The 23,826-nt window shown below is 38.0% G+C and carries 21 protein-coding genes; 9 read left to right on the forward strand and 12 right to left on the reverse strand.

All coding sequences use genetic code 11. From position 1 onward, the window contains the following. Nucleotides 1-39: 39 nt before the first annotated feature. The 6 genes from NK356_RS06340 to NK356_RS06365 all read right to left on the reverse strand — a co-directional run bounded on the left by NK356_RS06340 (nucleotide 40) and on the right by NK356_RS06365 (nucleotide 9,215). Entirely contained in the window at nucleotides 40-1,380 is a 1,341-nt protein-coding gene (locus NK356_RS06340; RefSeq protein ID WP_253316507.1) for a S41 family peptidase, read from the reverse strand. 6 nt (nucleotides 1,381-1,386) lie between these two features. Then, nucleotides 1,387-2,130: a hypothetical protein gene (locus tag NK356_RS06345; protein WP_253316508.1), complete on the reverse strand. Its 744-nt coding sequence runs from the start codon at nucleotides 2,128-2,130 to the stop codon at nucleotides 1,387-1,389. A 180-nt stretch (nucleotides 2,131-2,310) separates the two neighbouring features. Continuing rightward, complete coding sequence (locus NK356_RS06350; protein ID WP_253316509.1) at nucleotides 2,311-3,234, reverse strand: T9SS type A sorting domain-containing protein; 924 nt, start codon at nucleotides 3,232-3,234, stop codon at nucleotides 2,311-2,313. A gap of 76 nt (nucleotides 3,235-3,310) precedes the next feature. Beyond that, a complete protein-coding gene (locus tag NK356_RS06355) occupies nucleotides 3,311-4,603 on the reverse strand; it encodes a hypothetical protein (protein WP_034698675.1) in 1,293 nt (430 codons plus the stop codon). A gap of 315 nt (nucleotides 4,604-4,918) precedes the next feature. Continuing rightward, nucleotides 4,919-8,206 (reverse strand): TonB-dependent receptor, encoded by a 3,288-nt coding sequence (locus NK356_RS06360; protein ID WP_051934564.1) that lies wholly within the window; start codon nucleotides 8,204-8,206, stop codon nucleotides 4,919-4,921. A 52-nt stretch (nucleotides 8,207-8,258) separates the two neighbouring features. After that, on the reverse strand, nucleotides 8,259-9,215 hold the full coding sequence (locus tag NK356_RS06365) for a FecR family protein (protein ID WP_253316510.1): 957 nt from the start codon (nucleotides 9,213-9,215) through the stop codon (nucleotides 8,259-8,261). A 240-nt stretch (nucleotides 9,216-9,455) separates the two neighbouring features. Between NK356_RS06365 and NK356_RS06370 the strand changes: the two genes are divergently transcribed. Continuing rightward, entirely contained in the window at nucleotides 9,456-10,082 is a 627-nt protein-coding gene (locus NK356_RS06370) for an RNA polymerase sigma factor (protein ID WP_253316511.1), read from the forward strand. 304 nt (nucleotides 10,083-10,386) lie between these two features. Here NK356_RS06370 and hxpB read toward each other — a convergent pair whose 3' ends face one another. Then, on the reverse strand, nucleotides 10,387-11,034 hold the full coding sequence (gene hxpB / locus NK356_RS06375) for a hexitol phosphatase HxpB (protein WP_253316512.1): 648 nt from the start codon (nucleotides 11,032-11,034) through the stop codon (nucleotides 10,387-10,389). A 36-nt stretch (nucleotides 11,035-11,070) separates the two neighbouring features. Beyond that, entirely contained in the window at nucleotides 11,071-11,691 is a 621-nt protein-coding gene (locus NK356_RS06380; protein WP_034698686.1) for a metalloregulator ArsR/SmtB family transcription factor, read from the reverse strand. 194 nt (nucleotides 11,692-11,885) lie between these two features. Here NK356_RS06380 and NK356_RS06385 point away from each other — a divergent pair, with 194 nt between their 5' ends. From NK356_RS06385 to NK356_RS06410, 6 genes are all read left to right on the forward strand, one after another. Then, nucleotides 11,886-12,512, forward strand: coding sequence for a superoxide dismutase (locus NK356_RS06385; protein WP_034698689.1), 627 nt, complete (start codon nucleotides 11,886-11,888; stop codon nucleotides 12,510-12,512). 23 nt (nucleotides 12,513-12,535) lie between these two features. After that, nucleotides 12,536-13,036, forward strand: a complete 501-nt coding sequence (locus tag NK356_RS06390; RefSeq protein ID WP_034698691.1) for a DUF2480 family protein — start codon at nucleotides 12,536-12,538, stop codon at nucleotides 13,034-13,036. A 4-nt stretch (nucleotides 13,037-13,040) separates the two neighbouring features. Then, complete coding sequence (locus NK356_RS06395; protein WP_034698693.1) at nucleotides 13,041-13,610, forward strand: NADPH-dependent FMN reductase; 570 nt, start codon at nucleotides 13,041-13,043, stop codon at nucleotides 13,608-13,610. 1 nt (nucleotide 13,611) lies between these two features. After that, nucleotides 13,612-14,664 carry an NAD(P)/FAD-dependent oxidoreductase gene (locus tag NK356_RS06400; protein ID WP_034698695.1) on the forward strand — a complete coding sequence of 351 codons (1,053 nt, stop codon included), beginning with the start codon at nucleotides 13,612-13,614 and terminating at the stop codon, nucleotides 14,662-14,664. A 5-nt stretch (nucleotides 14,665-14,669) separates the two neighbouring features. Then, nucleotides 14,670-14,993, forward strand: a complete 324-nt coding sequence (locus tag NK356_RS06405; protein ID WP_034698697.1) for a 2Fe-2S iron-sulfur cluster-binding protein — start codon at nucleotides 14,670-14,672, stop codon at nucleotides 14,991-14,993. A 144-nt stretch (nucleotides 14,994-15,137) separates the two neighbouring features. Continuing rightward, nucleotides 15,138-15,488 (forward strand): 4Fe-4S dicluster domain-containing protein, encoded by a 351-nt coding sequence (locus NK356_RS06410; RefSeq protein WP_253316513.1) that lies wholly within the window; start codon nucleotides 15,138-15,140, stop codon nucleotides 15,486-15,488. Nucleotides 15,489-15,576: 88 nt separating this feature from the next. On the opposite strand, the gene NK356_RS06415 is transcribed toward NK356_RS06410, so the two are convergent. The 3 genes from NK356_RS06415 to NK356_RS06425 form a co-directional block, all read right to left on the reverse strand. Next, nucleotides 15,577-16,512 carry a ketopantoate reductase family protein gene (locus NK356_RS06415; RefSeq protein ID WP_253316514.1) on the reverse strand — a complete coding sequence of 312 codons (936 nt, stop codon included), beginning with the start codon at nucleotides 16,510-16,512 and terminating at the stop codon, nucleotides 15,577-15,579. A gap of 64 nt (nucleotides 16,513-16,576) precedes the next feature. Then, nucleotides 16,577-17,158, reverse strand: coding sequence for a Crp/Fnr family transcriptional regulator (locus NK356_RS06420; protein ID WP_034698705.1), 582 nt, complete (start codon nucleotides 17,156-17,158; stop codon nucleotides 16,577-16,579). Between the two features lie 191 nt (nucleotides 17,159-17,349). Further along, nucleotides 17,350-18,144 (reverse strand): class I SAM-dependent methyltransferase, encoded by a 795-nt coding sequence (locus NK356_RS06425; protein WP_253316515.1) that lies wholly within the window; start codon nucleotides 18,142-18,144, stop codon nucleotides 17,350-17,352. A gap of 194 nt (nucleotides 18,145-18,338) precedes the next feature. Here NK356_RS06425 and NK356_RS06430 point away from each other — a divergent pair, with 194 nt between their 5' ends. Next, nucleotides 18,339-19,094, forward strand: coding sequence for an AraC family transcriptional regulator (locus NK356_RS06430; protein ID WP_253316516.1), 756 nt, complete (start codon nucleotides 18,339-18,341; stop codon nucleotides 19,092-19,094). Between the two features lie 27 nt (nucleotides 19,095-19,121). Then, nucleotides 19,122-20,282 (forward strand): NAD(P)/FAD-dependent oxidoreductase, encoded by a 1,161-nt coding sequence (locus NK356_RS06435; RefSeq protein ID WP_253316517.1) that lies wholly within the window; start codon nucleotides 19,122-19,124, stop codon nucleotides 20,280-20,282. Nucleotides 20,283-20,396: 114 nt separating this feature from the next. Here NK356_RS06435 and NK356_RS06440 read toward each other — a convergent pair whose 3' ends face one another. Beyond that, nucleotides 20,397-23,432: a reprolysin-like metallopeptidase gene (locus tag NK356_RS06440; protein WP_034698712.1), complete on the reverse strand. Its 3,036-nt coding sequence runs from the start codon at nucleotides 23,430-23,432 to the stop codon at nucleotides 20,397-20,399. Nucleotides 23,433-23,826 lie beyond the last annotated feature (394 nt).

Consider the following 23,826-nt stretch of genomic DNA (forward strand, 5'->3'; position numbering starts at 1 on the left):
TAATGGTTTAAAAATATTACTGCATTTTCGCTTCAAATTCTATTTCTCCATCATCACCGGAGGCACATCACTCTGATAGAGAATTGTAACGCTTCCGTTCTTTTCCTGGCCTTCAGATTTGAAATATCCTCCGTTAAGAGCAGAAGAAATAAGCGTTTCATTAGGATCACCCAAAGGTAATAATGGAAGTCCTGCGAATTCATTGACGAGCACCTGTGGTGAAATTCCATTGCTGTATTCCCCGGCTCCGTTGGCATTAAAGACTTTATAGATCACCGGATGAATCTGCCAGGAAATTTTTCTCGGTTTACGCTTGTCTTCCACCACAAATCCTGCCATATCTTTCCCCAGCGTAGTATCTCCCAGCTGAATGACCTGCATATAAGGTTTCAGGTTATTCACTACAATTTCGGCCGCAGATGCTGTACTGTTTGATGTGAGGATAAAAACTTTCTGCAATCCCAATGCATTGGCTCGCAAAATTGTAAAATCCAAAGCTTTGGAATCGTAAGCAATCTGTTGCGCAAATGTTCTTTTTACTTCACCTCCGTTTTTATTTCCTTTAAAAATGATGAAGGGTGAACCGGATGATAATCCTGAAGGAATCAGGGAACAAAGTGCTGCGGCAGATGATACCGAACCTCCATAATTGTATCGAAGATCCAGAATTAATTCCTTCACTCCGGCGGATTTCAATTCACCAAACTTCTGATATAGCGTTTGAGCCATCCCGTCTGGAAAATCATAGATGTACAGATATCCTGTTTTTTTACCGTTTTTTTCAAAAATTTTAGATAAAACAGGCTGTTCAAAAGAGAAACCATAGTAAACCGTGATGTTTTTTTCCTCCGCAACGCCTCCGTTTTGCCACTTTCCAACGGTAAGGTCTACAACCGTCTGGTCTTTAATGGATGAAGCCATTGCTTCGGCATTTGCAGCTGTCATTACTTTTCCATTCACTTTGGTAATGATCATTCCTCTTTCCAGTCCCGAATTAAAAGCAGGAGAATTCTGAAGCACCAGCTTTACCACCGTAACAACCTCATTATTGCCAAGTTGAACCACCGTATAATCAAAACCGTACATATTTCTTATTGAACGCGGATACGAAGAGGAATCTTCCGTATTCACCATGAAAGAAAACCGATCCTTGGAAGACAACAGACTTTTGAAAAAATCTTTTACAGGAAGCTGATAATCCGGTTTTACGGGCATCTCATCTGCCCAATAATAATACCGTTTCATACTGTCCTGAACCCATAGATTCACAGATGCTGTACTTCCTTCCGGAAAAACAGGTGTGCTTTCGTCATTATTATTGGTACACGAAATGAGAAAGACTGCGATGGCAATGCATTGAAGTTTTAAAAAGCTATTCATATACAATTACAGATATTCTGTTACGTCAATATCTCCTTTCACTACCCATTCTCCATTTTCCATTTTTTCCTGAAGGACAATCATATTGGCGCCCGTGTGTTGTTTTAATTTCACCTGAATCATTTTAGATCCAGAGTAAGGCTCTGTAGTTCCCGGTTTGTATAATTCAAGATATATAGGAGCTGTCGAGCTGAAGAAACTATAGATTTTCACTGCAGTAAAGTTGTCCTTTCCTATATTATCAAACTCGGCAAGCACTACTCCGTTTTCTCTTTTCAAAATTCCCTTTACATCTTTCAGAGAAGTTCCGGAAAATTCTCCCAGGTTGGGAAAAATAAATTCAAAACCTACTTTCCCGAGATTAACCTGAGGTTTTACCGCATAGGTCTGCAGGTAAATTCCCGGAAGATTAAAGAAATAGAGGTCTTTATAATCATTTATATTGTCATATGTAATATTGTATTTTGCAATTTCAGCGCCTGTTTCATTGTTATAAACAGACAGTTTATTGGTTTCTCCCTGATCCAGAACAAACTGAAGCTGGGTTTCAATTTTATTGGTATAGGACGTTTTTCCGGCTATAGATACAGGCTGTCCGTTCAACCTCAACTGAAGGACATCAGGTTTTGAAAATCCTTTAATATTAACCTCTCCGGGTCTCTGTACTTTATCAAACAACTCCATTGTATTGCTGTCTGTACATGAAAAAAGTGCAGTAAAAAACAGTAGTAATGCAAAGATTTTATTCATCTTTTTCAATTATTTCTTGTAAAACTTAAAAAATATTGCCCAGCCCATGAGCCGGGCAATATATAATTATAAAAAAACTAGTTGGATATATTCTGGATACTCTTCTTTCAAAGACTATCCATTATTTTATATAAAATTTCATGGTGTTTCTAAAAATCAGATTCTAAGGGGACAGAATGATTATTTTTTAATAAATTTCAGTCTTTCCGTAGTTTTTCCATCCGTAATTTCAGCGATATACGCTCCTGATATCATACCAGTCATATTAATCGCTTTAGCATATGGAGTTGTCAATACTTTTTGTCCTGCTGCATTGTAAATATTGACTACAGTTGTATTTTCTTTCAATGCCGGGTTAAGCTGCAGCTGTAAAGATTCTCTTACCGGATTTTCTGCTATTTGTGTGAGTGTTTTGTTTCCTTTTACATCTTTAGTTCCTAAAAATTCCGTAGCATAAATTCCTATTTCATCAATATTGATATTCTGGATATTATTTCCGCTTGCTTTTCTGTTCGACCACATTCCGATATAGATTTTCTTCCCGGCGAAAGCAGAAAGATCTACAAGGGATTGTACAAACTGGGTAAGATCAGCAGGAAATGGATTGGCTGAGTCTCCTACCTGTATTTTATAAAGGCTTTGAACATCATTACCATCTGCATCTACTGTCATGGCCTGAAAATCCGCCAATGTGGGAACTTCTTTTTGCGGTGTACTTACATAGATAAAAAGTTCTCTGGCAACAATCGTATGGGTAGATCTCTGTCTTCCGATATTTGCAGCCAAAGTAACAGTACCTACAGTGTTCGTAAGGTCAATCTGAGGAGAAATGACCCAGTCATTTTCTGTTGCAAAACCAGTGGCGCTTCCGCTTGGTACTAAACTGATGGAATGGCGAAGAACGCCTGTGGTTCCATAGGTTAAGGTAGTTCCGTTGTGATAAATGTTCTCCCCCTGTACCCATCCGTTGCCATTGTTGTTCAGGTCATGAAAGGTCCATCCCTGAAGATCTGCAGGTGTATCAAAAGAATTCCCCCATACCAGAGACTGCGCTGCAGCCAGATGAGATAAAAACAGAACAGATGATAAAATTATTTTTTTCATAATACTTATTATTAATGTTTTTGAAGTAAAAGCAAGGAATCAGCATGTGCTGTTCCCTGCTTTTTAAAAGTTTTTATTATTCTACAATAGAAAAATTGTATTTTGTCCAAAGCCCCTGGAAGTTTCCACAGTTTCTTGGAGATACGTTCCAACCACCTTCGTTGAAGAAAGGCTGGCTCATACCCCATAGAGATGCAGGAGTACCAGTCGCTAAGTTAGCTGCAGGGATTCCTGCTGTACCTGTACCAGTAACAGAAGTAGTAAATCCGTGAACCTGGATTGTGCTGTAAGCTGAAGCTGAAGAAAGTTCAGAACCTGTACCTTCCACTTTGATTCCTACAGGGTAACCTGTAACGACAGCGTTATTTAATGTTAATCTTCCGTGTCTTCTGATGTGGATACCGTTTTCATACAAAGCACCTTTAGTAGAATTCTTAGACCCCACGATAGTAAGGTTGTTGATCACCGGGTGAGTTAACAATGTAGTAGAAGAACCGTCTGCGTTGTTATCAAGCTCGATACCGTTAGAATCAGGGCTTGATCCGCTAAGACTGTGTGTAGAGTTATAATCTGCCAAAGCTAATGCACAAGTAATAGTTCCTGTATATCCGTTATCGAAATCGAAGTTATCATCATCTGCAGCAAAAGAAACAAGGTTTGAAGCGTTTACAGTACCTCCAAAGAATTCAAAAGAGTCATCTTTCCCGAAAGATACCTGAATATGATCCAAAGTAGTTCCGTTTCCAACACCTCCTAAAGTAAGACCGTTGATTTCATTTCCTGAGTTTGGCGCTAAAAGGTCGTACCCTGCAAATTCAATACGTACATACTTCAATGTTCCTGCATTATGAGAAGCATTGGTACCTCCGTAATAGAAATCAGGACCAGATAATCCTTCAATTGTTTTTGTGAAAGGGGTGTTGGTAGGAGCATCTCCTAATATGATAACTCCACCGAAGTCACCAGGAGCAGCAGTTGTATCTTCGTTTCCATCTAACAATTTGTAGCTTGTGAAAATTATTGGTTGCGCTTCTGTACCTGTAGCGTTGATTTTTCCTGTTTTAGAAATTACCAAAACTCCTGTAGCTGTATTGTTTGTGCTTGGCTTAGCTTTAATGAATGTACCAGGCTGGATTGTTAATGTAGCACCATTTTTTACCGTTACCACTCCATTAAGTTCAACCACCCCACTCCATGTAGTATTTGAAGTAATATCACCGCTTACGCTGGTTACCGGAAGCGCAGAAGCTGTAAGGTACTCCGCAGAAGTAGATTTCATTTCGAATGGAGAAGATGAATCTGCCAGTTGATCATTTTGACAAGCTGTAAGAGATAATGCTGCCACTGCAATTAGAGTTAGTCTTTTCATTGTTATAATTTTTAGTACAATCCGGTCGTGTTATTTTTATACCAGATCAGTTTTTTAATATTCAGGAATATCTTCCTCTCTATTCCTTCGATTTGTTTTTTGGTGTTCATCCCATCGCTGCAGGAGGAACTGCATTGCGGGCGTTCCCATGAGAATCGTTAAAGCCTGGGAAAAGATGTTAACGTCCGGTTTTTTCAGAACTGTACTGCTGTGCGCATCATCAGTATTATTTCAGTTTTTGATCAGGTTCCCGAAACCTGTACGCTTCTATAATTAAGATATCTTTCTATACTGTAGTATCTGGTGTATTTATTATTAAAAAGTATAATTCACACTTAGGCTGAACATTCTTCCGCTATATGCCCGGAACATAATCTTATCAATATTTTTATCATACTTGTCTGTGGCTCCGGGAAGAAGCTCCCAGCCTTCTCTTTCTGTCCCTACGTTACTTCCGCCACCGTTTTTTGCAGCCAGATAAGAATTGAAGTTGTTATAATATTCCTTTACTCTGTTGAAAAGATTTCTTACATTAAATTTCACTTCAAAATTTTTGTTACGAAGGAATTTATATGAAATCTGAGCGTCTGCTACAGCATAAGGACGCTGAATTTCCTCTCCTTTATAGGCATATCCTACTGTAATGTACTGGTCTCCTTTAGCGTTATATAGGAAACTCATCCCAAAACGGTTTCCATCATAGACCAGTCCAAGATTGTAGGCATAAGGAGTCTGCCCGTACAGCGGTCGTTTTACTTCATAGGTTTCATCATTATCGCCCGTTTTATACAGGTCTTTAAAAGCCACTACTTTTGTATGGTTATAAGTGAAGTTTCCACTTATGAAAAGCTTTTCCAGAAAAGTTCCGTCGGCGATAAATCCTAAACTTTTTCTTACCTCAGCTTCCACTCCTATCAGTTTTGCATTTTTTGAATTTCCATTGTACAGGAAAAGATTTCCTTCACTGGAAATATGACCTTCACGTTCTATCGGCCGGTCTATATTTTTATAATACAATCCTGCAGAAAATATTTCTCCCAACCCTGGAAACCATTCAAATTTGAAATCATAATTATTAATGACTGAGGATGTCATTTCTGTATTATAAATTAAACCATTAGCTATCGGATCGAAATATGGAAGTCCTGTTCTTTCATTGAACTGAGGACGGATAACAGATCTGTTGTAAGCAAGTCTCAGATTGATTTTATTGGTAGGACTGTAGGTAAAATTCACAGAAGGCATCCATTGCCATGGTTTATCATCTATTGCTGCTCTCACGATGTATTTGGAATCGGAAGGATCCAGCTGCTGAGAAATCAGATCGTACTTAAAATATTCTGCACGAAGTCCCCATACTAATCTGAGTTTCTTCCAACGGTTATCAAACATCAAAAAAGCAGCCTGTTGATTAACCTCTCCTTCATACTTATCGTTTTTATAGAGTCCTCTGGTTTCCCAGCCAATACCACCCGGAACATAATGGGAACCATCAAACCAGCCAGCAAGCGAACCATACATCGTCAAATAGTTCTTCTCGCTATTGGGAACGTCCCGGTTTTCGTCAACACGAAGAAAAAACTTCTGCTGTTGGTTGGTATTGTTTTTTATGGCTCCGGCATATCCGGCTTTAATGGTATTTTTAAAACTTCCTGCATCCATATCCCATTTCACAGAAGCACCATAGTTGTAATCTGTTTCTCTGTTTTCAATATAGCCTCTGTAGAAATCTGCGCCGGAATTGTAGATCTTATGAAACGCCAGAATTTCCCTTCCGATAAAGTCATATCTGGTAATATACTGAGTGTAATCTTTGGTATCAGAAGCTACTCCTGTGCGGGCTGCAAACCAACTTACCTCAGCATTTCCAATTTTATGGTTTCCTTCCAGTTTATTTTGTAAAAAGGTTTGAAAAATCGGGTAATTGGTATTATCAGTATAAGGCCTGTCTAAGTTTTTGATCTGAACGGGATCATTATTGGGAATAATTCCGTTATAGAAATAATTATAGGCTAATTCAGCGTTGGCAGCCATTCCACTACCCGTTGAGTATTCGTTCCAACCTGTTACTCTTGTCAGGGTATTATCAAAAATATGAGTATATGAATTACGGAATGAAATTCTGCTTTTTCCCAGCTGCAAACCGAAATTTAACATCCCTGCAAGCGTTGAATTGTAATTATAGGAAGCTCCACTGTTTTTGAAGTTATAAAACGGAATCTGTCCGTTCGCATCAGGCATTCCTGTTGTATCCAGCCAGTTTCCCCTTCCGGTATGGTCAATATCCAGTTTGTTTTGCTCATTTCTGATGACAAATGCTCCGGCAAATCCCCATTTATTATTGTTTTTAAGCGCGTAGGTTCTTCCCAATGCCAGCTGTATATTAGATCCCATGTCACCTCTGGTTTTATAGGTACTGAAATTGTCATTGGTAAACTGCCTGGACTGTTCAAAAAACCTTGGATCTGTCCAGTTCATCGGCTCCAGTCCTTTTGGAAAATCTCTTGTACCGTCATCATATCCGAAATAATCATACTTTCCACGCTTACGGGTCAGAAATTCTTTGAAGGCCGACTGGTCATTATAAGAAGTTCCCAACGTTACGGTTGTAAAATTTTCATTGGGAATATCTTTCGTTCTCACTTCTACATAGCCTCCTGCAAAACTGGCGTTCATATCCGGGGTTGCAGACTTGCTTACCACCACACTTTCTACCATTGCTGTAGGAATGATATCAAATGAAAAGTTCTGGTTATAAGCTTCCGTACTTGGAAGGTTGATTCCGTCCATGGCAGCAGTGTTCCAGCGTTCTCCCATAGATCGTACTACTACATACTTGTTATCAATAGTCGTGATTCCTGTTACTCTTTTCAAAGTTCCTCCTACATCGCTGTCCGGTGTTTTGGAAATCTGTTCCGCCGAAATACCATCACTCATCTGCGCTGCTTTCTTCTGCTGGGCAAGAAGTCCTGCCTGAGTATCCGCTTTACGGGCAGCCGTAATTACCACTTCTTTGATGTCTGTAATTTTATCCGAAGCTTTGTTTAAAGCAAATGAAACAGCATTGGTTTCTTTGTTCGTAACAGATAATTTTTCAACTCTCAGCGTATTATATTTAGGTGCTTTTATTGTCAGATTATAAGTTCCCGAGGGAAGATCTATGGTAAAGTCACCGTTATTATCAGTGACCACTGTTTTCTGAGCTACAGTAACTTCTGCTCCGGTAATGGGATTTCCTACTTCATCCACTATTTTACCGGAAATTCGTCCGTTTCCCAATGCAGAAATAGCAGAGCTTTCATATTTTATCGAAATAAGATCACCATGCAATCGGTACACTATAGGAAGTCCGTTGGTAATATCCTTCAGACAGTTGTTGACAGAAGTATTTTCACATTTCACTCCTTTTACCTTCAGCTCTTTAATATCAACCTTGGAATAAGCCAGTCTCATTCCCGTTTTTCCGGCAAATTCTTCCAAAACTTCAATCAACGGTCTGTTGGCAGGTACAGAAAATGTTACTTTCTGAACCAGCTCCTGAGCTTCTGCGGCTACAGTAAAAAATAAGGCTGCTATGGTAATCCCACATTTCAAACTTTTCATACTTAATAGTGTTCTCTTGATTATGATTATTTAATTTTTTTTGAATAATGATTTATTTCTTAAGGATATAGGTGTTTTCTTTTTTCTGTACTTCCAATCCCAGAATAAAGGCAAGGGATTCAATATTTTCGCCAACAGTTCCACCGGTAAAATCGGCAGTAATCTTTTTATTTTCAGATTCTTTAGGATACAGAACCGTTGTAGTGTAATTACTTTCCAGGACTGCTACTACTTCTTTTAAAGGAACATCGTTAAAGCTCAAAGACAATATTGCAGGAGCTTTGTTTGCTGAATTTTTTACAGGCTTCAATGAAATAACCGCTGTAGTATGGGCAATTCCGAAATTGGTCCACTTCTGATTCGGTGTAAGGAAAGAAACCGCAACTCCAGGAGAGGATACCGCTACCTTGCCTTCATACAGATCCACAGCTTTATTCTTCCCTGATTGTGAGATTTTAAATACCGTTCCCAATACTTTGGTACTGAAGCCATCTGCACGAACGATAAAAGGATGTGTTTTAGATTTTGCCACAGAGAAAATTGCATCTCCTTTTAAATCCACCACTCTGGTAGACGCAGGAAAAGATTTTTCTACAGTCAGTACAGCGCCTGGCAAAAGAGTAACTACAGATCCGTCTTCAAGATGAACAATACGGTTTCCGGATTTTGCAATATATACATCAGGCTTAATGAACATGGTGTAGGTAAATATTCCGCCCAATGATAAAAGCAGAATAATAACTGCAGCTATTTTATAGAGATGTATTGTAAAGCTTTTTACAGATGAAATAGAAATACTATCTGTTTGAGGAAAGTAATGTTCCAGTCCGGATAATACTCTTTCTTTGGATTCTTTAAGATGAAGAATATCCAGATCTTTTTCTGTAAGATTCTTCCATTGATTTAAAAGTTCATTTTCTTTTTCAGAGATTGAGTCTTCCAAAACTTCCCTTTCCCAAAGTCTGAAAACAAAGGCTTCAATATTTTTATATGGTAAACGTTTTTTCATAAGGTCTTTCATGTATTCACAGATACTTCTATCTATAAGACAGTGAAAATGAAAAACTTCCCCGGAGCATTCTTAATGTTATATTCACATTACAACCAAATTGTTAATAATTTTCATCCTATTTCACATTTACTCAACATTAACGTCACATTTGAGTTCTGTTTTTCAGAAATATTTAATCTTATCACACCCAAAGTTCACAAAAAGTTAATTTTCCTTTAGGTAATTTTGTATCACAATATGAGCCCAACAGACTATACATTATTAAAGAAAATAAAATCAGGCGACCGTCCTGCATTTATGCTGCTGTATGACCGATACTGGGATAGTCTATATCGCTTTGTTTTTGTACGGACACGGGATAAAGAAGTCTCTGAAGAAATTCTCCAGAACTTATGGATGAAGATTCTTGAAAATACAGACGTGATACAAACCGATGATACAGAAAGTGCCAAAGGCTATCTTCTCCGTCATCTTCACTACCGGATTATTGATTTTTATAACAGCTATAAAAAAGCCCCTCCTACTCTGAGTATTGACGAGTTTGATATTCCTAATGAAATTGAAATGGCAGATTCAGATTATTTTGAGATTCTTGAGGAAAATGAAATTTCTGCTTTGTTATCTATGATTGATGAGGTGGTTGCTCAACTTCCCTCAACAGAGCAGCAGGTCTACGATATGAGAATCAGGAAAAATATGTCGGTCAATGAAACAGCAGAAGCACTGGGAATCAGCAACAAAACCGTGAGCAATAAACTAAGCAAAGCTTTGGGAGAAATCCGTGAACAACTGAATCCGGAGTATAAGTCTTCTAAAAAGCTGGTTTCTATTCTGTTATTGATGGAGGTTTTGACGGGGTATTGATGGGGGTGCGGGATTTGAGGATATGTCAATGGTCAATTTGCTTCGCAGTCAATCGTCAATTTTTTACACCCATTATCAAAATTCACAACGAAGCGGATTCACTATTCACCTTTCACTTTTAAAGTCAATGGTCAATTTGCTTCACAGTCAATAGTCAATTTTTACAACATCATATAAAATTCACAGCGAAGCGGATTCACTATTCACCTTTCACTTTTAAAGTCAATGGTCAATTTGCTTCACAGTCAATAGTCAATTTTTACAACATCATATAAAATTCACAGCGAAGCGGATTGACAATTCATTATTCACTAAAGATCGGCAGAAAACCAGTATTAAAGTCCAGGATTTTAAAATCGGCAAGATTTGAATCTATGCTTGCATCATTATTGGTGAAGATTACAGTCTGCATTCCAGCCTCTTTTGCTGCTTTTAATCCTGACTGACTGTCTTCAATAGCAATACAGTGCTCCGGGGAAATTCCCATATTTTTTGCAGAAGTAAGATACACGGCCGGATGAGGTTTTCCCTGAGTTTCAAACTCTGATGAATGAACGGTATCAAACAAATCACGAACCTGAAGTTTTTCAAGAACCACATGGGCTACACGCAAAGGAGCATTGGTAGCCAGCCCTATTTTATATTCTTTATTCTTAAGATTTTTAATAAACTCCTGTACACCGGACATTGTGCAGTCTTGATCCTGAATCATTTCGATCACTCTTGTAACCACTTTATTTTCCAAGTCAGAGGAATCAAAATTTTCCCATGGGAATCTTTCATACCAGAATTCTGTCACTTCCTGAGTGGTCATATATTTAGTTTGTGCCGCAAGATCATCTGTAACCTGCACTCCATAGGATGAAAATACATCCAGTTCTGCCTGAGTCCAGAATTGTTCTGAGTCTATCAGAACACCGTCCATGTCAAATATTACTGCTTTTAAAGTCATTTTTTTAATGATAAATGATGAGTTATGGATGATGAATTATTGGCTGATTTTATATACACAGCGCTGTCCACCTGAAATGATGTGATCTACTCTTTCCACTTTATACTCCTTCCCTATCAGAGATTGGAAATTGGATAATTCAGCACGGCAGAAGCCCTGACATTCGGTTGCAGCAGCACATATCGGACAATGGTTTTCAATCAGAAAATAATCTTCACCTTCTTTTTTCCATTCTGCCATATACCCTTCATCACTACGGACTTTTGAAAGGGATTCAAGACGCTGTTCCAGAGATTTTGTCTTAGAAAGTAGCTTTTCATACCGGTCATGGGTGTTTTTTTCCCGGTCACTGATCAATAATTCCAAAGCATTTTCACCCAAAAGATTTTTCACTGATTTCAAAATCTGAACTGTGACATCTGCATGAGTATCAGGAAACTGAGATAACCCCTTCTCTGTAAGCGTATAATACGTAGATGGACGGCCCACTCCTTCGCTCTTCACCGAAGACCGGATCAATCCTTCCTGAGCAAGGTTGAGCAAGTGTTTTCTTGCGCCTTCTTTAGTGATCGACAATTCTTCAGCAATAAGAAGTGAGGTGGCTTCACCTCTCATCTTTAAAAACATCAGAATACGATCTGCTGCCGGCTTCTTCATTTGACAATATTTAGGTTGTTTTATTTTTCAACAACAAATATAGTCATTTTCTATAACCTTAAAAAAATAAGCTTAAAACAAAGATTTACAACACTTTATTTATTCAAATCCAAAAATCAATAAAACAACCAATAAGTTGTTTTATTGAAATATATTTCTACCTTTGTCACATAGTAATCAAAAAAATAAAGACGATGAACCCATTTACATTACCACAATTACCTTATGCTTACGATGCCTTAGCACCATTTATAGATAAAGAAACAATGACGATTCACCATCAAAAGCATCATCAGGCTTATGTAGATAATCTGAATAATGCTTTGGCGCAAACCAACGAAACGAATCCTGATCTGGATTCCTTATTGCAAAGAATTAGCGAATACAGTCCGGCTATAAGAAATAATGGGGGCGGCCACTATAACCATTCTTTATTCTGGGAAATTCTTTCTCCTCAACCTAAACTTCTTCCTGAAGGAATGCTTCATGACGATCTTACAGCCACTTTCGGGAGTATTGACAATCTAAAAGCAGAAATGAAAAAAACAGGTTTGTCACAGTTCGGTTCCGGATGGGTATGGTTATTTGTAAAGTTCAACGGATCTCTGGCCATCAGCTCTACTCCTAATCAGGATAATCCGATGATGGATATTCTTCCCACAAACAGAGGTTTTCCGATTCTTGGAATAGACGTTTGGGAGCATGCTTATTACTTGAATTATCAGAATAAACGTGCAGATTACCTTGATGCTTTCTGGTCTGTACTGGATTGGTCTGCCGTTGAAAGAAAATATGAAGAAGCTTTGTCAAAAGTAAGATAAATAATACTGAATATAAACAAACTATGACTGAGGAAAATTTTATCAATAAAGCAAAGGCTTCGGGTATTATTGCCCTTGACCTTTCAGAATACAAACCCACTACGGAAATTGTAGAACTGGATATCAAAGATCATCTTTTTATGGGAATGATTGTGAAGGAGAAAGAATTTAAGGAATCAATTGCTGTGGTGGATTTTTCTATATACAATGAAAAAGCAGTGGGAATTATCTGCTCTACAGATGCCATCATTCCCCCGTGGGCTTACATGCTCATTATGGAAAAACTGTCTCCCTATGCTTCTTATGTAGATTTAAACAACGCAGAAACAATATTGCTCGATCTCTGGAAACGACGTCTCATTTACGCTGACCTTAAACAATATAAAAATCAGAAAGTGGTTGTCCGGGCAAGCACCAGTCATGATCCTGCTTTGTATTTATTAGCAGCAGGATTATTAAAACCTCTGGTAAAAACACTGATGTACGGTGAGATAGGATTACCCAAAGTAATTTTTAAACAATAAAAAAATGAAAGCAATCATATTCAACGGATCCCTGGAAAGAAGGGCATTATCTACTTCCGGACTGATTTCAGATTATTTTTCAGAACGTCTGAAAACACTGGGAATTCAGACTGATATTTTTACGCTTGCTGATTCCGGTATTCCTTTATTTGATGTTACCCTTACCAAAACTCCTTTGGCTGTAGAACGTATGACTCAGATGTTTACTGATGCTGATTTGCATATCTGGCTGGCTCCTCTTTACCACGGAAGTATTCCTGGAGTGATGAAAAACTGTCTGGACTGGCTTGAAGTAACTGCCAACAGATACGAACCTTATCTTACGGATAAAACTGTGGGTTTGGTATGCTGGGCAGATGGTCTGCAGGCTATGCAGGGAATCAATGCCATGGATTCTATTGCCAAATCATTGCGTGCCTGGCCATTGCCATTCAGCGTTCCGATTGTCAGATCATCATTATTCGCAGCTGACCCATCTACGCAAATTTCGGAGCTCTATTCCGGTAAGTTTGATAAGCTTATCAGCATTGCCACCTCTAAAAAAATAGAAAAAACGACTATAAACCATTCATAACATGATAGAAACAGATATACTGATCATTGGTGCCGGCCCTGCAGGGTTATTTACGGTATTTGAAGCCGGCCTTCTCAAAATGCGATGCCATATTATCGATGCATTGCCACAGATGGGAGGCCAGTTATCAGAATTATATCCCAAGAAACCTATTTTTGACATTCCCGGATTTCCAAGTGTACTTGCCGGAGAACTCATTGATAACCTTTATGAACAGATCAAACAGTTTGAACCAGGCTTTACCTTTAATGAAACAGCCATACATCTTCTCAAACTGGAAGAGAATCTTTTTGAAGTCATTACCGATAAAGGAACAAAACACCGAGCAAAAGCCGTTATTATTGCCGGAGGACTGGGAAGTTTTGAGCCTAAAAAACCGCCTATTGAAAATATTTCAGCTTTTGAAGAGCGTGGAGTTAATTATTTTATCAAAAATCCGGAAGACTATGCCGGAAAACATGTAGTGATTGCCGGAGGTGGAGATTCAGCGCTGGACTGGACTATTCATCTTGCTGAGATAGCTTCCTCTCTTACTCTTATTCACAGAAGAAATGAATTCCGTGGCGCGCTGGATTCTGTTGAAAAAGTGAAAAAATTAAAACAGGAAGGCAAAATCAATCTGATTACTCCTGCAGAAGTAGTAGGATTAAATGGAGAGGATTATTTGAAGGAAATTCTGGTTGAAAAAGAAGGTTCAATACAGTCTATTAAAACAGATTATTTTATTCCTCTTTTCGGATTGGTTCCAAGGCTGGGACCTCTGGCAGAATGGGGAATTGAGCTGGAAAAGAATGCCATAAAAGTAGACAACAGCACCGATTTTCAAACCAATATTCCCGGAGTTTATGCCGTAGGTGATATTAATACGTATCCTTATAAAATGAAACTGATCCTGTGCGGATTCCATGAAGCGGCCATTGCCTGCCAAAGTATTTATCAGCGTCTTAATCCGAATAAAAAATTTGTCTTAAAATATACTACGGTAAGTGGAATCGAAGGTTTTGACGGAACAAAAAAACAAGCAGAAAAACAGGTAGTAGCCACTATTGACTAAGGATTATGGAGAACGAGATTACCATTACTGTTATTGACCAAAGCGGTACTACACACACTTTGCTATGCCCTTTAGAAATGGGGCTTACCCTTAAAGATATCTGCAAAGCTTATGAATTACCTATGGAAGCCATGTGTGGAGGTATGGCTATGTGTGCCACCTGTCATTGCTTTGTTTTGAGTGAAACATCTGCTCTTCCTGAAAAAAATGATATTGAAGAGGCGTTATTATCAGAACTATTTACCTCCAAGGCTACAAGCAGATTAGCCTGCCAGATTCATCTTACAGCTCAAATGGATGGGCTGTCGGTAGAAATTGCTGCAGATTAATGAGTTAAAAATAAAAATTAGCACACTTTATGCTGCTTATTTTCAAAGAACAGTGTTGAACTGCTGTAATTAAGTTTAGCGGGGATTTCCAAACCATTCAACGTTGAAGAAATCCCTTTTTTAAACCCTTTAAATTCAAACAATATGGCTATAAAAATAACAGATGCCTGTATCAACTGTGGAGCCTGCGAACCTGAATGCCCCAACTCAGCCATTTACGAAGGTGCTATCGACTGGCGCTGGAAAGACAAAACCAAGCTTTCAGGACATATTACATTCCCCGACGGCACAGAAGGTGATGCTGATGCCTACCATCCGGTGGTCTCAGATGAAGTGTATTATATCGTATCCGGAAAATGTACGGAATGTAAAGGTTTTCATGAAGAGCCTCAATGTAAAGCTGTATGCCCTGTAGACTGTTGTATAGATGATCCTGATCACAGGGAAACCGAAGAAGTACTATTGGACAGACAAAAATTCATGCACAGTGCTTAATAAATTTCTATCTTTTATATTTAATTTCAATAAAGGCGGGTTTTAACCCGCCTTTTTATCATTCTTTTCATTCGGCTTTAGCCTCAACCTATTTTGCTTTAATCTCAGTATAAATTTTTTGAGTAAAAGGAGTTTCTACACCTGTTTCAGCACCATATTTCAATACAGCACCTGCAAACAATTCCAATTCGTTATCCTTCTTTCCTGAATTGATATCAAGCTGTAAAGAAGTTGGAGTTTCAAAAGGAAATGTAGAGGCTTTATTAAAAGTAGCGTCAATAATATCTTCCTGAAGATCTATTCCTTTTTTAGCAGCAATCTGTTTGATTTCTTTCATAATTCCGGTGGCCTCATTCTTTTGCTGCTCATCGGTACATACGGCTCCCATGGACGAGTTATGCTTCGCTGTTACCAATCCAAAACTTGCTATGAATATGAATTTTGTCCAGATATCTTTTAATGAATTATCTTTAAAATCAAAGTCGATTTTACTTTCACTCAATAGCTCTGTAATCCATTCTACAGGTACAGAAAAATGTTCAGGATCTCTTCCCACAATGATTTTCCCTGCATTTCCTTTATGTTCTACAGTTCCTCTTTTCTTAATATGAGAAGCTACATACACACAGGTTGGAAGAACAGTATGATCAGGAATAATGGTGCGTATTCTGTCATAAATATCCGCTCCGTTCATCATCGGAAGAAGGACAGTATCTTTATGAATGACTGGCAGTAATTGTTTGCAGACATTTTCAAGATCATATTCTTTCACACAGATCAACACGAGATCAGGGTTTTTGATCTCACTGATATTCTCTACAATAGCATTTGGATGTGTCTGTGAATTGGAATGCTCAGGAGATAACAACGTCAATCCGTTTTCTTTTACTTTATCATAAGTTTCTCCGCGGGCAACAAAAGAAACGGTATATTTTCCTGTAGTTTCATTCGTCTGATTGATTTTAAAACCAAAATAACCACCTACACCACCCAATCCTACTACTACAATATGTTTTTTGTTCATGAAATTATTTTTAAGCAAAGATCAGCGATGGCATTTAAAATATCACTTGACAAATGAAAAGAAATTACAATTTATGAATATCTCTTCTGATCCGGCTCAGGGAGCTGTCTTTAATTCCAAGGTAAGAAGCAATCACTTTCAAAGGGACATGCTGAAAAATATCAGGGTCTTTCTTCATTAGGTTAAAATATCTTGTGGAAGCCTTCTGGCTCGCCATTTCGATCAACCTGTCATGAATATTATAATAATTAAGGACAAAAAGAAGCCTGCTGAATTCTCTGAACTCAGGAATGTTATGGAAATTATGCTGTACATTTTCCAATCCTGTTTCCCAGAAAACACAATCGGTTACAGTCTGATATATTTCTTTGGTAGGCTGCTGCCTGAAAAAAGACAGAAAATCATTTACAAAGCAGGGAGCTGTATAAATATTCGTTGTGATCTCTTCATTATCTTCATTCAATAAATAAGACCTTACATAGCCTTTTTCCAGAAAATAGGTTTTGGTACTGATCGCATCTTTATCCAACAAAACAGTATTCGCTTTTAAATCAAAATGACTGAATTTTTCAGTAATTTTTTCAACCACCTCAGCTTTGATACTGAATAAGGAATGAAAGTAGGTATTAAGTAATGATTTGTCCATTAAAATGTCCTCATAAATATACTTTGAGCCATCTAAAGTAGCGATAATTCGTGAAAGTCTGGATAATCAGATGCTTTAAAACCACCCCGTCAAAAATTCTTTGAATTTTCGCCACCCCTCCAATGGAGGGGAATTTTTCTCATCATTAGAAATGGTACTTCTAAAAACCGTTGAGACTTATATGACTTATGTTATTTCAACTTTACTGCTTTTGTTGCGATGAAAGTAGGAAGGTACTTATCAATTAAAAAGCGTGGATTAGGCTGCATTTCTTCTGTGAAATCTGAAATCATAAAACCTGCTTTCAATTGTCCTCCGATAAGGTCTGAAAGGGTATGTCCAAAAACCAGAGCTTCATTATTTTCCAGTTTTCTGTTGATCTGATCCTGATTCAAATCTGTTATATCTGCATAAGGAAGTGTATATTTCGGTCTGATAATCCCCTCTTTTATATCCTGAGGATTTCGGTCTGCTACAAATACAACAGGATTAAAAAAACTGGCCAACAGCATTCCTCCTTTTTTCAAAACCCTATAGGCTTCTTTCCAAACAGGATTTACATCTTCCACATAATGATTGGATATCGGATGAAATACAATATCAAACGTTTCATTTTCAAATGAACTTAAATCTCTCATATCACCCTGAACTGTTTTCAGAGACAGTCCATCACGTTCTGCTACCTTTTCATCCTGTCTCAGCTGTTCCCCGGAAATATCAAAAACGACAACAGAAGCTCCTGCTGCTGCCAATACCGGAGCCTGCTGTCCTCCTGCCGATGCCAGACACAGGATATTCTTTCCTTTCACATCTCCCAACCATTCTTTATTCAATGGTTTGGGAGTCAGGTGAACATCCCATTTTCCTTCTTTTGCGTCATTAATCAATTCTGAGCTTACCGCTTTTGACCATTCGTTCTGTGCTAATGCCTGTTTGTTCCAGGCCGACTCATTATGGTGTAAAAAATCTATTTCTTGCTCCTTCATATTTTTTATTTTCTGGTCATTTAATTGTCAATTTACAAAAATATTGTATTCAGAAGCCATTCAACTGGTACAGATTTTCTAAAATGTACTGGTCCAGTTTAGCCCTCAAGGATCATCATGAATTTTATTGGGCTTTGCAGTTTATCACAAATTTTGTAATTTTCTTAATTAAAGCAGCTATACAGGCAACAATTATGGATAATGATTTCACTTACAATTTCATCGAACCTGACAAAGAGATCGCAGGTTTTGTTGAAAATCTGGGTACTTTTCAGAACCTTTCGGATGAAGCTAAAGAAGTCGTAATTATTCCTGACGGAAGAATTGATTTATTTTTCTCACAATCGGCTTCAGAACCTTTCCATATTACCCTTCTCGGACTGGAAACCTATCCTGAACAAAGATATATTGCTCCTTATACCACAGCTTTTATTGTCAGTTTCAAACCTCTTGCTGTGGAATATATTTTAAATACTTCCATTGCTGATTTATTGAATATCGGAAAAGAGCTTTCTCCTGATTTCTGGAATTTTAAAGCTGACGATATAAAGGATTTTAATCATTGCTGTACGAAAGCCACTCAAAAAATACAAGCGTTGCTACCTCAAAAAACAGATGAAAGAAAAATCAAACTTTTTGAGTTGGTGTATGCTTCAAAAGGGGAAATGAGCGTACAGGAACTTTCAGAAAAAACAGGCTGGAGCAGCAGACAGATTAACCGGTACTTTACCAAACAACTTGGTTTGTCATTAAAAGCCTACTCTACTATTTTGCGTTTCAGAGCATCATTGGAACATATTGCTCAGGGAAGACTTTTCCCGGAACTCAATTATACCGATCAGAATCATTTCATCAAAGAAGTAAAGAAATTTTCAGGAGTCGCTCCTAAAGAATTATCCAAAAATAAAAACGACCGATTTGTACTATTATCTGTATTGAAAGGAAAATAAATTTGCATTGTAAAATTTAAATAAACAATGCTGATAGACAATAAATCAATAGCAATCGTTGGTGGTGGTCCGGCAGGACTTACACTGGCAAGACTTTTACAATTGAAAGGTGCAGATGTAAAAGTATATGAAAGAGATTTTAATAAAAATGCCCGTGTACAGGGCTCTCCTCTTGATATGCATGAAGATTCAGGGCTGGCTGCCATACGCAAGGCAGAACTTCAGGAAGAGTTTAAAAAGACTTTCCGTCCGGGTGCAGACAGAACATTGATCATGAATGAAAAGGCCGAAATATTTTTTAACGATCATGAAACAAAGCCTGAAGAAGATTTCGGACATGAACATTTTCGCCCTGAAATAGATCGTGGTCCATTAAGAAATATGCTGCTGGAATCCCTATTTCCTGAAACTGTTGTCTGGGACAGTCATTTTCTCTCTATGGAGCGGCAGAATGGAGGCTGGCTGCTGCATTTCAAAAATGGAAATTCTGTGTACGCTGATCTTGTCATTGCTTCAGATGGTGCCAATTCTAAAATCCGCCCTTATCTTACTGATAATAAACCTGTTTATTCTGGGATCATTATGCTGGAAGGAAATATTTCAAAAGAAAATGCCCCTCAGATTGATGCTTTAATCAAAGGGGGGAAAATAATGGCATTCGGAAATTCTCAAAATATTTTACTGGGACAAAAAGGCAATGGAGATCTCGGATTTTATGCAAGCTTTAAAGCTGATGAAAACTGGCCTATCATCAGTGGCCTTGATTTTTCTGATAATACACAGATGCTAAAATGGTTCAAAACAGAATACTCGGAATGGACTTCTATCTGGGAGGAACTTTTTAAAAATGCAAAAACTCCTTTTATTCCACGTTTGATTTACTCTATGCCTTTAGATCAAACATGGGAAAGTCAACCTAATTTGACACTGATAGGTGATGCGGCGCACGTAATGCCACCATTTGCTGGAGAAGGTGCTAATATGGCGATGCTGGACGCCCTTGAACTGAGTGAATATTTAACGGATAATCATTATAATACTTTACAGGAAGCTATTTCCGGTTACGAACAGACAATGCGAACAAGAGCTGCTATTGCCACACAAGAATCCCTTGAGAACGGAGAACGAATGCATTCTGAAACCTCATTAGCCACTATGCTTGATTTTTTTAATAGCCATTTGGATTAATTATCATCAAAAATCAAAAGGCTGCCTTCTGTTGAAGACAGCCTTTTTTCCCTCTTGAAATAATTCTTTTTCTCTCCGCTTTTAGATCCTGATACGGAGATTCATTCGTGCTGTTTATTTTTTGATTAATTTGGTGTTGTAAGTGTTTTTCTCATCTTTTATGGTGATCACATACATTCCTTTTACAAGAGAAGCTACATTAATTTTTCCATCAATCTTACCTTCCTGAACAAGTCTTCCATCCGCACTGTAAATTTTGTAATCACCTTTACCTTTAAGGTTTTTCACTTCTACAAATGTATCTGCAGGGTTAGGATAAATTGAGACGTCTGATGATTTTGTATCTACGGTTTCTCTTACGGCAAGGTTAGCATTTTCAGAAATTTTCACTGAAAAATCTCTGAAAGATCCTACAGAAACAATTCCACCTCCATTTACAGGTACGGTAGGGCTTCCACAAGGTCCGCTGGCTGCGTTAAAGAAAGTACTTGCCACTCTCATTCTCAATAACTTATCACCAGAATAAGCGGTATCAGGTACTGTAAATGTTACACTTCCATCACGAAGATAAGCCTGAGCAGCGGCGACGTAGAAAGGAAGAGCCCCACTGGTAACTACTTTTTCTGAACTTTCGAAAACTCCGTTTCTGTTGTAGTCTATCCAGATTTCAAGCCAGTCATTATAATTTCCTCCAGCAAGGTTTCTAAAGCTGGCAGTATACTGAGTTCCTTTTGTTAAGTTAACCACTTTGGCAGCATCTTCACTAAAGTCAAGATAGGTTTTATAAACATCAAGGCCAGTATATACATAGGCAAGATTAGACAGGGTCAATCTTACAAGGCCACTATTAAAGTTTCCACCATTTCCTCCTGTAGTCATTAAACAATAATCTATGCCTGTTCTCAACCCTTTGGTTTTAAAAGCATAATTAGTTGAGAATGCCCCTGGAACACTATTTACAACAGCTGCTACCTGTACTTCATAATTGGTTTCATCTTCCAGATTCGACAACAACACAGAATTGGCTGTACTTGCTATATTCGACCAGCTTGCTGTACCCACTTTTCTGTAATTGACAGAGTAAGTAGCTCCTGGTACTTTATTCCATGATATTCTTGCCGTTGTTTTTAAAACTTCCGTATCTATCGCAGAAACTCCAGTTGGAGCATTAACAGTAGATGTAGGAGCAGCTCCTACTGTTACAGCCGGAGATACCGCATAGAAAATATTACCTAGTGCTGATATTCTTAATTTAACAGCACCGGTTACATTAGCCGGCATTTGTACAGCATAACTTCCTGTATTTGGAGTAGAAGCTACCAGATCCGTCCATGTAGTTCCGTTATTGGTTGTATAGTCTATTTTTACAGCAGCAACATTATAGGGAGCGTTATTGGTGTTTGCAGCATCCCATGTGATGGTATTGGATGCATCATTGTATAAAACGGATGTTGTTGTAAGACCACTGAATTTGAAAGGTCCGTCAGAACCCACTGTTATTACTGTCTCAGCAGTAGACGTCATTGGTCTCAATGCATTCTGATCTCTTACTGTTACTGCGTAATTCAATGTTCTTGGGATGTAAGAAACGGTTTCCCATACTTGTTTGTCTGTCAAAACACCATTTAATACAGTTTCCAGTTTAGGGAAATATCTTCTGCTGTTAGCTGTTCCAGGTAAAGATCTGGCTATTGCACCTTCTGCATTATAGCCCCAGCCACTGTCTCCTGAAATAGTATTCCTGTCTCCTACACTGTTGTACTGTTCCCATGTATAATTGACAAGATCACCTTCTGCGTCTGCTGCTACAGCATCCAGATAATAGGCTGTCCCTTTAGGAATGGAATAATTAGCTAGCGGTGTAATCACCGGAGCAGTATTGTTGATGATATCAGTAGCAACTCCGCATCCTATTTTAGATTCCAGATTATTTAATACCTGGGAGATCGATTTATAATGGAAATATCCATCCATATTTGCCTGAATATTATCTTGTGTAATACCGGGATACCCCATGATTGTTGTTCCTCCCCAAGGTTCTACATTAGCTCCTGAAGCTTCAGTTCTCATTGAGAACGTGTGGTTTGCACCCAACTGATGCCCCATCTCGTGCGCTGCCATTAAATCAAATACCTCTCCTATGGGATCAGGACTCATTGAGAAAGCAGATCCTTTTGCCAAAGAAGTATTTGTGGCAGGATTGGTACAAACAATTCCTATTCCTCCTGCATTTCCATTTCTGCTTTGTCCTGCATTGCGATGAAATACATGCCCGATATCATAGTTGGCATTTCCTACATCTGCTGTAAGTTTCTGTTGTAATTGTAAATTCAGTGACGGATCGGTTGAAACAGCCTGAGGTGTATAAAAATCAGTAGCAGGATCAGTATAAATAATTCCCGGAAGGTCCAGAACATTAAAATGAGCTCCGAAATCTCTCTCAAAAACTCCATTGATCCTCGTCATGGTATTATTAATAGCAGCTACTGCTCCAGCTACTGTTCCCCCGTGAAATTGTGTATACTCACCGGTGACAGCCATAGCCATTCTGAAAGTTCTATATTTGGTATTCGTGGGTCTGTTGGTAATTCCTACATTGGAAAGCATTTTTTTTCCATTTTCCACCAGCTTACCAATATCTTTAAGATCATGGTCTGTATCACATTCAAACCCATGCATATCTCCTTTTTCCTTGGTTTTATAAAACACTCCATAAGTCTGTTTATCAGCACTTATCGGTTCTATAAACTGGAATATACCATCTTTAATGATCATAGATTGCATATCATTGGGAGATGTACTGAATCTTACATACTTAGATGGATCATCTACGCCCACTCCTACATATGATCCAAGCTGATATCTTTCGGCCAGTGATACATCCATCACAGGATTGCTGTAAACAGCAAATTTTTCAATCTTTCCTTCTACAGTAGGTAAAGAAATAATAACCGGTCTTGCACTTTTCCCGGTCTCTTCAGCATTTCTCAGCATTTCTCGAAGAGATTTCAGATCCACTCTATAAGAATGTTGTACTGCTACTCCTTCTCTTATCTGTGAAGTTTTCTGAGAGACAGACTCCCATCTCTGAGCATTGAAAACCGTAAAACAAGATGCTAATGCACAAACGAATAAAGTTCTTTTTTTCATAGATTTATTTACAATTACTTTGGTTGTATGATTATAGGTTGCTTATTTCTTATCAAAAGATCATTTTGGAGTCTGATTAACATTACTTAAACATTATCATAAATTCAACAAAACAAAATCAATGATGAGAAATTCACAACAAATCACTTCACAAAACTTGCATATTCTAAATAAAAAACAAAAATAAATGATACTACACGTATACAGCAGCAACGACAATTAATTAATTATCAACCACTTACATTTAAAACCCAATTTTGTCTTGAATAGCTCTGTTTTTTATGAGTAAGTAGTATTAAAAATATCAACCTCAAAACGGATGAAAAACAATACTGAAAATCAGATAAAAAAGATGAATTAAAAAGAAGGATAATCAAAAACGTAGTCAAAAAAG

This window comes from Chryseobacterium sp. S0630 (assembly GCF_024158915.1).
GTDB lineage: Bacteria > Bacteroidota > Bacteroidia > Flavobacteriales > Weeksellaceae > Chryseobacterium.